This is a genomic window from Streptomyces sp. NPDC002076 (genome assembly GCF_053593835.1).
The window spans coordinates 15,048-28,517 of the sequence record NZ_JBSFDI010000001.1; the positions used below are offsets into that span (position 1 = coordinate 15,048).

Genomic DNA, 13,470 nt, shown 5'->3' on the forward strand with positions numbered 1-13,470 from the left:
GCCTCGCCTTTCCCGCGGCGTCCGTCACGCCGCCACGGGAACCTCCGGCGTCGCGCCGTTCGTCGCGGGCGCGAGTGCCAGTTCCAGGACCTGGCGGACGTCGGTGACGGTGTGGACGTCGAGCCTGTCCAGCACCTCGGCCGGGACGTCGTCCAGGTCGGGTTCGTTGCGCTTGGGGATGATCACGGTGGTCACCCCGGCGCGGTGGGCGGCGAGCAGCTTCTGCTTGACGCCGCCGATGGGCAGCACCCGGCCGGTCAGCGAGACCTCGCCGGTCATCGCCACGTCCGTACGGACCAGCCGCCCGGACAGCAGCGACGCGAGAGCCGTCGTCATCGTGATGCCGGCGCTCGGGCCGTCCTTCGGGACCGCGCCCGCCGGGAAGTGGATGTGCACGCCCCGGTCCTTCAAGTCGCCGACGGGCAGCTCCAGTTCGGCGCCGTGGCTGCGCAGGAAGCTCAGCGCGATCTGCGCCGACTCCTTCATCACGTCACCGAGCTGACCGGTCAGGGTCAGGCCCGCCGCGCCCGTCTCCGGGTCGGCCAGGGACGCCTCCACGAAGAGCACGTCACCGCCGGCGCCGGTGACCGCGAGGCCGGTCGCCACGCCGGGGACGGCCGTACGGCGCTCGGCCGGGTCCTGGGCGGACTCGGGCACGTGGTGCGGGCGCCCGATCAGGTCGCGCAGGTCGGCGTCCGTCACGGTGAACGGCAGCTCCCGCTCGCCCAGTTCGTGCTGGGCCGCGACCTTGCGGAGCAGGCGGGCGATGGACCGCTCCAGGGTGCGCACGCCCGCCTCGCGGGTGTACTCGCCGGCCAGCTTGCGCAGGGCGCTCTCGTCCAGAGCGACCTCGTCCGTGCCGAGCCCCGCCCGCTCCAGCTGGCGCGGGAGCAGGTGGTCACGGGCGATGACGACCTTCTCGTCCTCGGTGTAGCCGTCCAGGCGGACGATCTCCATACGGTCGGCGAGCGCCTCCGGGATGGCCTCCAGGACATTGGCGGTGGCCAGGAAGACCACGTCCGACAGGTCGAGTTCGACCTCCAGGTAGTGGTCCCGGAAGGTGTGGTTCTGCGCCGGGTCCAGGACTTCGAGCAGGGCCGCGGCCGGGTCGCCGCGGAAGTCGGAGCCCACCTTGTCGATCTCGTCCAGCAGGACCACAGGGTTCATCGAGCCGGCCTCCTTGACCGCCCGCACGATCCGGCCGGGCAGCGCGCCGACATAGGTGCGGCGGTGGCCGCGGATCTCGGCCTCGTCGCGGACGCCGCCGAGGGCGACGCGGACGAACTTGCGGCCCATGGCGTGCGCGACCGACTCACCGAGGCTGGTCTTACCGACGCCGGGCGGGCCGACCAGGGCCAGTACGGCACCGCCGCGCCGGCCGCCGATGACACCGAGCCCGCGGTCGCTGCGGCGCTTGCGCACCGCGAGGTACTCGGTGATGCGCTCCTTCACGTCCTCGAGGCCGGCGTGCTCGGCGTCCAGGATCGCCTTGGCGCCCTGGATGTCGTACGCGTCCTCGGTCCGCTCGTTCCAGGGCATCTCCAGGACGGTGTCCAGCCAGGTGCGGATCCAGGAGCCCTCCGGGGACTGGTCGCTGGACCGCTCCAGCTTGTCGACCTCCTTGAGCGCGGCCTCGCGGACCTTCTCCGGCAGGTCGGCGGCCTCGACGCGGGCGCGGTAGTCGTCGGACTCCTCGCCTTCCTGATCGCCGTTCAGCTCGCGCAGTTCCTTGCGGACGGCCTCCAGCTGACGACGCAGCAGGAACTCGCGCTGCTGCTTGTCGACGCCCTCCTGGACGTCCTTGGCGATGGTCTCGGCCACGTCCTGCTCGGCGAGGTGGTCGCGGAGCTGCTGCGTGGCGAGCTTGAGCCGGGCCACCGGGTCGGCGGTCTCCAGCAGTTCGACCTTCTGTTCGGTGGTCAGGAACGGCGAGTAGCCGGAGTTGTCGGCGAGCGCGGAGACGTCGTCGATGGCCTGGACGCGGTCCACGACCTGCCAGGCGCCGCGCTTCTTCAGCCAGGTGGTGGCGAGCGCCTTGTACTCCTTGACGAGGTCGGCGACCTGCCCCGGCAGCGGGTCCGGCACGCTCTCGTCGATGCGGGCGCCCTCGACCCACAGGGCCGCGCCGGGACCGGTGGTGCCGGCTCCGATGCGCACACGGCTCCGGCCGCGGATCAGAGCCCCCGGGTCACCGTCGGCCAGCCGGCCGACCTGCTCGACCGTGCCCAGCACACCGGTCTTCGCGTATGTGCCGTCGATGCGTGGCACCAGCAGCACCCTGGGCTTGCCCGGTTCCGACCGGGCGGCGGCCTGCGCAGCCTCCACCGCGGCCCGTACCTCGGCGTCGCTCAGGTCCAGCGGAACCACCATGCCGGGCAGCACGACCTCGTCGTCGAGCGGCAGCACGGGCAGGACGAGCGTGAACGCCGTGGACTCAGTAGCCATGATCTCCCCTTCGGCAGTCAAGTTGAGCTATGTCGACTCAACTGCTGGGGATGGGCTGGTGTTCCCCTTGCTTGTTCGCTCTCAGCGATCAAGTTCGCCCAAGGAGGTGCCGTGGAAGGTGCGTTCGCGGGTGCGGGTGCGTGGGCCCCTATCGGGGCGCTTCAGCCCACCGGCGTACGAAAGGCCAGCTCGCCACACCTATCGTCAGCGCGATCAGGTGACCCCAGTTCGTCATCGGATCCTCCAGGGCGATCAGGTCGCCGATGAGCTCGGCAGCCGTCACAGTGAGGAGGGGCCAGCGGAGCCAGGGGCGCAGGAGCCCCGCCAGCGAACCGATGCTGGCCGCGACGCCGAAGCTGATGCCGTAGTCGAGGCGGTGCAGTGAGGTGGGCGGGAGGTGGCCGACCAGGACGGCCAGGCCCACGGGGATCTCGGTGGCGAGTGTGGCCAGGACGTGCCCGGCGAGGAAGACGCAGGCCGCACGCGCGCCGCCTATCCGCCGCTCCAGCGCGGTGAGCACCAGCACGAACGCCAGCGCGTACGGGGAGAGGACCCCGCCCGCGATCCACAGTGCGCTCGCCGGCAGCACCACCCCCGGCGTGCGCACCAGATGGGCCACGTCCGTGCTGGAGTCCTGGTAGAGCGCGTGCACCAGGGCGGGGTCGGCCAGGGCCGCGACCACGGAGGTGACGGCCAGGACGGCCGTGTAGGCGAAGGTGAACGGCGTGCCGGTGGGGGTGGGCAGCAGGCGCCACAGTCGCGGGAGCGGAAACGGGAGCCGCAGCGGTGCGGTCGGGCGCGGGTCGGTGAAGGCGGGTCCGGGAGCGGGGAGCGTGGCATGCCGCTGACGTGGCATGCCGTCCAGCAGGTCCGCGATCGCGGGGACCGGGACGGCGGCGGTGCCGTCCGGCTGGGGCACGCCCGGCAGGGGCGGGGACGCGGCCGTCGCAGGGCCCGTCGCGGTCCGTTCCACGCTGTGGCACTCCTTCCGTCGCGCCCAACCCTTCGGGTTCCGGGGGCCGCTGTCTATGACCGACGCCACGCGAGACCCGATTCACAGCAACCTCCTACGTTCCGGCTGCGTCCGCGCCCCGCACCGCAAGGGTGCACATCAGTGCGACATCCCTAATTCCTGTGCAGGTCAAGGTGTGTTCAAGGAATATGGGTGCATGACTGCCGCGTACGACTCCCCCGTGGTCCTCGACCGGCGCGACGGCCCCTACGGCGAGGTGGTGCTGCGCCGGCACGGCGCACTGTTGCAGATCATCGCCAACGGCTGCTTCCTGATGGACACCTCCGACGGGCGCTCGGAGCGGCTGCTGGTCGACGCCGCACACCGGGCGCTGAATGGGCGGCCGGAGCCGAAGGTGCTGATCGGCGGGCTGGGAGTGGGATTCTCACTCGCACATGCCGCGGCGGACCCCGGGTGGGGCCGGATCACCGTCGTCGAGCGGGAGCCCGCCGTCATCGACTGGCACCGGGACGGCCCGCTGGCGGAGATTTCCGCCGCGGCGCTCGGCGACCCGCGCACCGAGATCGTGCAGGACGATTTCACGGCGTTCGTCAATGAGACATCCGACACGTTCGACGCGCTCTGCCTGGACATCGACAACGGCCCCGGCTGGACCGTCACGGACGACAACCACACGCTGTACTCACCGGCCGGACTGGCCGCCTGCGCAAGGGTGTTGAGCCCCGGAGGGGTGCTCGCGGTATGGTCCGCCGAACCCTCTCCGGAATTTGAAGGAAGCTTGCGGAATGCCGGGTTCCAGCAGGTGCGTACCGAAGAGGTCCCCGTTGCCCGGGGCGTTCCGGACGCCGTGCACCTCGCCCTCCGCCCTGGATAGCGACAGGATGGTGGATCCCCGTAATGTGCTGCCCTGACGCGGATCATTCAAGCGTCAATCGCAGACATGGGATCACCCCACGGGTTCCGGAAAGCAACAAGCAGGGGCGGGCGATGGAGCAGACACATACCTCCCAGAGCGGCGCGGCGACGACCACCCCGGGCGCACAGCGCCGGGTGCTGGTCGTCGAGGACGATCCCACGATCGTCGACGCCATCGCGGCCCGGCTGCGCGCCGAGGGATTTCTCGTACAGACCGCGACGGACGGCCCGGCCGCCGTCGACACGGCCGAGGCCTGGCAGCCCGATCTGCTGATCCTCGACATCATGCTGCCGGGTTTCGACGGCCTGGAGGTCTGCCGGCGGGTGCAGGCACAGCGCCCGGTGCCGGTACTGATGCTGACCGCGCGCGACGACGAGACGGACATGCTGGTCGGTCTCGGCGTCGGCGCGGACGACTACATGACCAAGCCGTTCTCGATGCGGGAGCTGGCCGCACGGGTGCATGTGCTGCTGCGCCGGGTGGAGCGGGCGGCACTGGCCGCGGCCACCCCGCGCTCCGGCATCCTGCGGCTCGGCGAACTGGAGATCGACCACGCACAGCGCCGGGTGCGGGTGAAGTCCGAGGACGTCCACCTCACGCCCACCGAGTTCGACCTGCTGGTGTGCCTGGCGAACACCCCGCGCGCGGTGCTCTCCCGGGAGCAGCTGCTGGCCGAGGTGTGGGACTGGGCCGACGCCTCCGGCACCCGTACGGTCGACAGCCACATCAAGGCGCTGCGCCGGAAGATCGGCGCCGAGCGGATCCGTACGGTGCACGGCGTCGGCTACGCGCTGGAGACGCCGACTCCATGAGCGGTGACGGGCGGCAGGCCGCACGGAGGAGCCCCGGGGAGGATCCCTGGGGCGGCGTACGCCCGTTCTCGATCAAGACCAAGCTGGGCGCGCTGGTCGTCATCGCGGTGCTGATCACCACCGGACTGTCGATCGTCGCGGTGCACACCAAGACCGAGCTGCGCTTCATCACGGTCTTCTCGATGATCGCCACCCTGCTGATCACGCAGTTCGTGGCGCACTCGCTGACCATGCCGCTGGACGAGATGAACGCGGTGGCGCGGTCGATCTCCGAGGGCGACTACACCCGCCGGGTGAGCGAGGGCCGCCGGGACGAGCTGGGCGACCTGGCCGGGACGATCAACGTCATGGCGGACGAGCTGGAGGCTCAGGACCGCCAGCGCAAAGAACTGGTCGCGAATGTCTCCCATGAGCTGCGCACCCCCATCGCGGGCCTGCGCGCGGTGCTGGAGAACATCGTCGACGGGGTCACCGAGGCCGACCCCGAGACCATGCGGACGGCCCTGAAGCAGACCGAGCGGCTCGGCCGGCTCGTGGAGACCCTGCTGGACCTGTCCCGGCTCGACAACGGCGTCGTACCGCTGAAGATGCGGCGCTTCGAGGTGTGGCCGTACCTCTCGGGCGTGCTGAAGGAGGCCAACATGGTGGCCTCGGCGCGCGCGGGCATCGCCTCCGGCTCCGGCAGCCACACGCGCAACGACGTCCATCTGCACCTGGACGTCTCCCCGCCGGAGCTGACCGCGCACGCGGATCCCGAGCGCATCCACCAGGTCGTCGCCAACCTGATCGACAACGCGGTCAAGCACAGCCCGCCGCACGGCCGGGTGACGGTGCGGGCGCGGCGCGGGCCGCAGCCGGAGTCGCTGGAGCTGGAGGTCCTGGACGAGGGCCCCGGCATACCGCGGTCGGAGTGGCACCGGGTCTTCGAGCGGTTCAACCGGGGCGCGGTGACCCGGCCGCACGGCCCGGGCAGCGACGGCGGCACGGGGCTCGGTCTGGCGATCGCCCGCTGGGCGGTGGATCTGCACGGCGGCCGGATCGGTGTGGCCGAATCCGAGCGGGGCTGCCGGATCATCGTCACTCTCCCGGGACCGTCCTCCGTCCCAAGTTGACGTAAAGTTCGAACCGGAGGCACAAGATCCACGAGCGTCGCGCCATTGCCGTGCAGCTGGACACGTGTGATCAGGAGCAGGCCCGCGCGACCGGTCGAACGAAGGCGCGCCGGGCCGGGGCCGGTGCACCTTCTCACATGCGGAACCACGCTTGTTTCCCGCCATATCAAGCCCTGAAACAAGATTTCCGATGTGACTTACGCGACGATGACCTTGCTCGACCTGACCTTCGCGGTCTTGGAGGCGTAGCCTTTATTTCCGCTGTCCATCACCTTGTGAAGCGGAAGAGGGCGGTTGCCGCCGTGTCGCCACAGTCCCCCAGTAACCAGAGCGTCTCCACCGACGACCAAGCCGGGAAGAACCCCGCTGCCGCGTTCGGTCCGAACGAGTGGCTCGTCGACGAGATCTATCAGCAGTACCTCCAGGACCCGAATTCGGTAGACCGCGCCTGGTGGGACTTCTTCGCCGATTACAAGCCGGGAGCGCCTGCCACCCCGGCTGCGGCGGGTACTGCGGCCGCGGGGGCCGCAGACACCACCACCACGGCCCCTGTGGCCCAGGCCGCGCCCGCGCCGGCTCCCGCAGCCCCGGCGGCCCCGAAGCCCGCCGCCGCTCCGGCGCCGGCTCCCGCAGCCCCCGCGGCGAAGGCCGCGGCCCCCGCCCCGGCCAAGCCGGCGCAGCCCGCACAGGCGCCCGCTCAGCCGAAGCCGAAGGCCGCTCCCGCCGCGAAGGCCCCCGAGGCCCCCGAGGGCCCGGAGCTGATCACGCTGCGCGGCCCGGCCGCCGCCGTCGCCAAGAACATGAACGCCTCGCTGGAGCTGCCGACCGCCACCTCGGTCCGCGCGGTCCCGGTGAAGCTGCTGTTCGACAACCGGATCGTCATCAACAACCACCTCAAGCGCGCCCGGGGCGGGAAGATCTCCTTCACGCACCTGATCGGGTACGCGATGGTGCAGGCCATCAAGGCCATGCCGTCGATGAACTGGTCCTTCGGCGAGAAGGACGGCAAGCCGACCCTCGTCAAGCCGCCGCACGTCAACCTCGGCCTGGCCATCGACCTGGTGAAGCCCAACGGCGACCGCCAGCTGGTCGTCGCGGCCATCAAGAAGGCCGAGACGCTGAACTTCTTCGAGTTCTGGCAGGCCTACGAGGACATCGTCCGCCGCGCCCGTGACGGCAAGCTGACGATGGACGACTTCACCGGTGTCACGGTCTCCCTGACCAACCCCGGCGGCCTCGGCACCGTCCACTCCGTCCCGCGCCTGATGCCCGGCCAGTCCGTGATCATGGGCGTAGGCTCCATGGACTACCCGGCGGAGTTCCAGGGCACCAGCCAGGACACCCTGAACAAGCTCGGCATCTCGAAGGTCATGACGCTCACGTCGACCTACGACCACCGGGTGATCCAGGGCGCCGCCTCCGGCGAGTTCCTGCGCCAGGTCGCGAACCTGCTGCTCGGCGAGAACGGCTTCTACGACGACATCTTCGAGTCGCTGCGCATCCCCTACGAGCCGGTCCGCTGGCTGCGGGACATCGACGCCAGCCACGACGACGACGTCACCAAGGCCGCCCGCGTCTTCGAGCTGATCCACTCCTACCGGGTCCGCGGCCACGTCATGGCCGACACCGACCCGCTGGAGTACCGCCAGCGCAAGCACCCCGACCTGGACATCGTCGAGCACGGCCTCACCCTGTGGGACCTGGAGCGCGAGTTCGCCGTCGGCGGCTTCGCCGGCAAGTCGATGATGAAGCTGCGCGACATCCTCGGCGTGCTGCGCGACTCGTACTGCCGCACCACCGGCATCGAGTTCATGCACATCCAGGACCCCAAGCAGCGCAAGTGGATCCAGGACCGGGTGGAGCGCGGTCACTCCAAGCCGGAGCGCGAGGAGCAGCTGCGCATCCTGCGCCGGCTGAACGCGGCGGAGGCCTTCGAGACCTTCCTGCAGACGAAGTACGTCGGCCAGAAGCGCTTCTCCCTGGAGGGCGGCGAGTCCGTCATCCCGCTGCTCGACGCGGTCATCGACTCCGCCGCCGAGTCGCGCCTGGACGAGGTCGTCATCGGCATGGCCCACCGCGGCCGCCTGAACGTGCTGGCGAACATCGTCGGCAAGTCGTACGCGCAGATCTTCCGTGAGTTCGAGGGCAACCTCGACCCGAAGTCGATGCACGGCTCCGGCGACGTGAAGTACCACCTGGGCGCCCAGGGCACCTTCACCGGCCTGGACGGCGAGCAGATCAAGGTCTCGCTGGCCGCCAACCCGTCCCACCTGGAGACGGTCGACCCGGTGATCGAGGGCATCGCCCGCGCCAAGCAGGACATCATCAACAAGGGCGGCACGGACTTCACGGTCCTGCCGGTGGCGATCCACGGCGACGCGGCCTTCGCGGGCCAGGGCGTGGTGGCCGAGACCCTGAACATGTCGCAGCTGCGCGGCTACCGCACCGGCGGCACGGTCCATATCGTCATCAACAACCAGGTCGGCTTCACGGCCGCTCCCGAGTCCTCGCGTTCGTCGATGTACGCGACGGACGTGGCGCGGATGATCGAGGCCCCGATCTTCCACGTCAACGGCGACGACCCCGAGGCGGTCGTCCGCGTCGCCCGCCTGGCCTTCGAGTTCCGCCAGGCGTTCAACAAAGACGTGGTGATCGACCTCATCTGCTACCGCCGCCGCGGTCACAACGAGTCGGACAACCCGGCCTTCACCCAGCCGCTGATGTACGACCTGATCGACAAGAAGCGCTCGGTGCGCAAGCTCTACACCGAGTCCCTGATCGGTCGCGGCGACATCACCCTGGAAGAGGCCGAGCAGGCCCTGCAGGACTACCAGGGCCAGCTGGAGAAGGTCTTCACGGAGGTCCGCGAGGCCACCTCCCAGCCGGCCGCCGCGGACACCCAGGCGCCGCAGGACGGCTTCCCGGTCGCGGTGCCGACCGCGATCTCCTCGGAGGTCGTGAAGCGCATCGCCGAGTCCCAGGTCAACATCCCCGACCACTTCACCGTGCACCCGCGTCTGCTGCCGCAGCTGCAGCGCCGGACGACGATGGTCGAGGAGGGCACGATCGACTGGGGCATGGGCGAGACCCTGGCCATCGGCTCCCTGCTGCTGGAGGGCACCCCGGTCCGCCTGTCCGGCCAGGACTCCCAGCGGGGCACCTTCGGTCAGCGCCACGCGGTTCTCATCGACCGCCAGACGGGCGAGGAGTACACCCCGCTCCAGTACCTCGCCGAGGACCAGGCGCGCTACAACGTCTACAACTCCCTGCTGTCCGAGTACGCGGTCATGGGCTTCGAGTACGGCTACTCGCTGGCCCGCCCCGACGCGCTCGTGATGTGGGAGGCGCAGTTCGGCGACTTCGTCAACGGCGCGCAGTCGGTCGTCGACGAGTACATCTCGGCGGCGGAGCAGAAGTGGGGCCAGATGTCCGGCGTCACGCTCCTGCTCCCGCACGGCTACGAGGGCCAGGGCCCGGACCACTCCTCGGCCCGTGTCGAGCGGTTCCTCCAGCTGTGCGCCCAGAACAACATGACGGTCGCGATGCCGACCCTGCCGTCGAACTACTTCCACCTCCTGCGGTGGCAGGTGCACAACCCGCACCACAAGCCGCTGGTGGTCTTCACCCCGAAGTCGATGCTGCGCCTCAAGGCCGCCGCGTCGAAGACGGAGGAGTTCACGTCGGGCCAGTTCCGCCCCGTCATCGGCGACTCGACGGTCGACCCGGCCGCGGTCCGCAAGGTCGTCTTCTGCGCCGGCAAGGTCTACTACGACCTGGACGCCGAGCGGCAGAAGCGCGGCGTCACGGACACGGCGATCATCCGCGTCGAGCGGCTGTACCCGCTGCCGGGTGCCGAGCTGCAGGCGGAGATCAAGAAGTACCCGAACGCCGAGAAGTACCTGTGGGCCCAGGAGGAGCCGGCGAACCAGGGTGCCTGGCCGTTCATCGCGCTCAACCTGATCGACCACCTGGACCTGGCGGTCGGCGCGGACGTCCCGCACGGCGAGCGCCTGCGGCGCATCTCGCGTCCGCACTCCTCGTCCCCGGCCGTCGGCTCCGCGAAGCGGCACCAGGCCGAGCAGGAGCAGCTGGTGCGTGAGGTCTTCGAGGCATAGGCCTCCGGCGGTTCAGCCGACGCTCAGGGCCCGGTGCCGAGTTCTTGCTCGGTGCCGGGCCCTTCGCCTGCCCCCTCAGCCGAGATACGGCTCGAAGTCCCAGTACGGCCTCGTGCGTTGCCGGGCGGAGAGAGTGTGCGGGTGCTGCGCGCCCAGCGTGCGGGTGAACCCCAGCAGCCCGTCCTCCTCCAGCTTTCCGGCCTCCTCGTGCTCGCGCGCGGCCCGCAGATCGGCGGCGAGCGCGATCACGCAGGACAGGGTCAGCGGATGCTCGTCGCCGAGGCTGTGCCGGGCCCGCCTCAGGGTGTCGCGGCTCAGCTCCACGGCGTCGCCGATACGGCCGTTGAAGTTGCGGGCGCTGGCCGCGTTGAGGGCGCAGCCGAGGACCCAGGGATGGTCGGGCCCGAGGGTGGCGCTGAGGCCCGCGAAGGACGCCTCGAACATGGACAGGGCCTCGGCCCGCTCACCGGACGCCTGCATCACCAGGCCCGTGTTGGCGAGCATGCCGGTGGCCACGGGATGGGCGGGTCCGAGGAGGGCCCGGTAGCCGGACTCGGCCTCTTCGACCAGTTCCCGGGCCCGGCTCAGTTCCCCGTGTTCCCTGAGGTAGTTGCCGTAGTTGGCGAGGAACGCCAGCGTCCGGTAGTGCTCCCGGCCGTGCAGCTGTACCAGCTGCTCCAGGAGGGCGGCCATCGACGGCCCGACGTCCGGGGCGAACCCGCCCTCGCGCTGCCGGCACATGGCGAGCTGGGCACGCGCCTCCAGGGTCTGCGGGTGCTGCGGGCCGAGCACCTGGACGTGCGACCGGACCACGGGCTCCTGGCGGGCCACGGCGTCCCGGTAGCGGCCCAGCAGGCGCAGGCAGTTGGTGACGGCGTTGCCCGAGTTGAGGGTGTTGATGTGCCGGGCGCGCAGGACGTTCTCCCGCCGGGCGAGCGTCTCCAGGTCGAGTTCGTACGACTCCGCGTACCGGCCCAGCAGTCTGAGGCCGACGCCGAGGTTGTGCCGGGCCGCCAGCGTCATGACCTCGTCGGGGCCGAGGAGCTGAGTGGTGCCTTCGAGCACCTCCTGCTGGAGGGTGTGCGCGTCGTCGTACCGCCCGAGGTGGCGCAGGCCGTTGGCCATGGCGCTCTTGGTGGTCAGTTCGGCGAGTTCGTTGCGCCGGGGAGCGGTCCGGAGGCGCTCCAGGACGCCCCGGTCCAGTTCGTAGGCGTCGCGGAACCTGCCGCTGGCCCGCAGGATGTAGCTCTCCTGGTTGGCGAGGTCGAGCATGGGCTGGGCCAGCGGGTCCATGGTGCGCGACCAGTGGTCCCGGATCTGCTGGGCGAGCTTGAGACCGCCGCTGTACTCGCCGCTGCGGAAGCAGTACCGCAGACAGTTCAGCACGGTCTCCTGCACCCGGGGCTGGTCACTGCCGAGCGCGCCGGAGAGTTCCAGGTGGGGCAGCAGCTCGGCGTACCGGGGCCAGTTCCTGGAGTCCACCGGGTTGCCCGGGTCGGCCTCCGCGAGCAGCGTGTGCACGGCCCTGCGGTGCACGGCGCGGCTGTCGTCGCTGGTCAGCTTGGAGACGATGTCATGGACGAGCCGGTGCATGTGGACCGACTCCTGGTGCGGGCCCATGTCGGCGCCGACGGGACCGCGGGTCTCGCGGGTCAGCACCGAGTAGTTGACCAAGGTGTCCAGGGCCCGGGTCCAGGCGGGCAGGTCGGTGGCCATCCAGCGCAGTTCCTCGGGCAGGTCGGCCTGCGGGTAGGCGCGGATCAGGCCGAGCGGGATGCGTCCCGGCGCGAAGGACGTGCACAGGCCGAGGATGTCGATGGCCTGCGGCTGGGCGCGGCGGAGCCGGTTGAGCAGTATCGACCAGGAGGTCATGGACGACTGCGGGAAGCCGTCCCCGGTGACCGGCTCGTCGACGGTGGAGAGCCTGCGCTCGCGCACCATCCGCAGGTACTCGGGCACCTCCATGCGGGACTCGCCGAGCCAGGAGGCGGCCTGGACGATGGGCAGCGGGACGTCACCGAACTCGGCGGCGACCTCGTCCGCCTCGGCCGCCGTGATGTGCGGGGCCCGGCGCATCAGATAGCCGGTGGACTCCGGCCGCAGGAAGGCGGTGACCTCGAGGATGTCGGTGTGCTCGCTCCAGCCGCGGTTGCGGGAGGTGATCAGCACGTGTCCGGGGCCCTGTGGAAGGAGCGTGTTGATGCCCTCGGTGTCGTCCCAGCCGTCGAAGATCAGCAGCCAGTTGGCGTGCGGCTCGCCCCGGCGCAGCGCGTCACGCACGGCACGGATGCGCTCGCCGGGCTCGCTGCCGATCCCGAGCCCCAGTTCCACGGCGAGTTCGCCGAACCGGTCGCGCTGGATGTTGCGGTCGTCGGAGTTGACCCACCACACCACGTCGTAGTCGGGGCTGAACCGGTGGGCGTACTCGGCGGCCAGCTGGGTCTTGCCGATGCCGGACATGCCGAGCAGGGTGCAGGCGGCGGCGCCGCGCTCGGCGTCGGCGAGCCGCTGGTGCAGATCGGCCAGCAGGTCGTCGCGGCCGGTGAAGCGCGGGTTGCGGCGCGGGACCTCGCCCCAGATCTCGCAGCGGGTGTCGGGGTAGCGGATTCGCGTGGTCGGGGCCCTGGGGGTGCGGCGGCGTTCCAGGCCCAGCCGGCCCAGCAGCCGTTCCTCGGCGCCTTCCTCGCCCATTCCCCACAGGCTGGCCGGTTCCAGGACCGCGGTGGCGGGCAGCAGGGGCCGGTTGGTGAGGTTGACCGCGGTGAAGCGGTCGGCGTGGGCGGCGACGAAGCCGCGCAGGGCGTCGTTCCACTCCCCGGCGGGGCGCGGGCCGAGTTCGAAGAACCAGTCGTCCAGGACGAGCAGTACCCGTCCGGAGGACAGCAGCAGGTCACCGAGCGAGTCCTCGAGCGGCACCTCGCGGGGCGGGTCCCAGCGCTGGAGGGTGACCCGGTGGCCGTGGCGCTCCAGGATCTGCGCGATCCAGGCCGCCCATGAGCGGTGATAGCCCGGGAAGACCACGAGGAAGTGCTCGGTCGCCCCCGTATCGCCCCCACCCGTCCTGCGCTGTTCCGCCATGCGCCAACTCCCTGTTCCA

The 13,470-nt window shown here is 70.6% G+C and carries 7 protein-coding genes; 4 read left to right on the top strand and 3 right to left on the bottom strand.

From position 1 onward, the window contains the following. Nucleotides 1-24: 24 nt before the first annotated feature. Together lon and ACWCQS_RS00080 are read right to left on the bottom strand one after the other, a co-directional pair. On the bottom strand, nucleotides 25-2,445 hold the full coding sequence (gene lon / locus ACWCQS_RS00075; protein ID WP_451002376.1) for an endopeptidase La: 2,421 nt from the start codon (nucleotides 2,443-2,445) through the stop codon (nucleotides 25-27). A 148-nt stretch (nucleotides 2,446-2,593) separates the two neighbouring features. Further along, on the bottom strand, nucleotides 2,594-3,418 hold the full coding sequence (locus ACWCQS_RS00080; RefSeq protein ID WP_451002377.1) for a rhomboid-like protein: 825 nt from the start codon (nucleotides 3,416-3,418) through the stop codon (nucleotides 2,594-2,596). A gap of 196 nt (nucleotides 3,419-3,614) precedes the next feature. On the opposite strand from ACWCQS_RS00080, the gene ACWCQS_RS00085 reads away from it, so the two are divergent. The 4 genes from ACWCQS_RS00085 to ACWCQS_RS00100 all read left to right on the top strand — a co-directional run bounded on the left by ACWCQS_RS00085 (nucleotide 3,615) and on the right by ACWCQS_RS00100 (nucleotide 10,373). Continuing rightward, nucleotides 3,615-4,292: a spermine/spermidine synthase domain-containing protein gene (locus tag ACWCQS_RS00085; protein ID WP_451002378.1), complete on the top strand. Its 678-nt coding sequence runs from the start codon at nucleotides 3,615-3,617 to the stop codon at nucleotides 4,290-4,292. 113 nt (nucleotides 4,293-4,405) lie between these two features. Then, a complete protein-coding gene (locus tag ACWCQS_RS00090; protein ID WP_351623052.1) occupies nucleotides 4,406-5,146 on the top strand; it encodes a response regulator transcription factor in 741 nt (246 codons plus the stop codon). Then, nucleotides 5,143-6,258, top strand: coding sequence for a HAMP domain-containing sensor histidine kinase (locus ACWCQS_RS00095; RefSeq protein ID WP_451002379.1), 1,116 nt, complete (start codon nucleotides 5,143-5,145; stop codon nucleotides 6,256-6,258). Before ACWCQS_RS00090 ends, ACWCQS_RS00095 begins: the two co-directional genes overlap by 4 nt. A 302-nt stretch (nucleotides 6,259-6,560) precedes the next feature. After that, nucleotides 6,561-10,373, top strand: coding sequence for a multifunctional oxoglutarate decarboxylase/oxoglutarate dehydrogenase thiamine pyrophosphate-binding subunit/dihydrolipoyllysine-residue succinyltransferase subunit (locus ACWCQS_RS00100; protein WP_451002380.1), 3,813 nt, complete (start codon nucleotides 6,561-6,563; stop codon nucleotides 10,371-10,373). Nucleotides 10,374-10,448: 75 nt separating this feature from the next. Here ACWCQS_RS00100 and fxsT read toward each other — a convergent pair whose 3' ends face one another. After that, entirely contained in the window at nucleotides 10,449-13,451 is a 3,003-nt protein-coding gene (gene fxsT, locus ACWCQS_RS00105; RefSeq protein ID WP_451002381.1) for an FxSxx-COOH system tetratricopeptide repeat protein, read from the bottom strand. Between the last annotated feature and the right edge of the window lie 19 nt (nucleotides 13,452-13,470).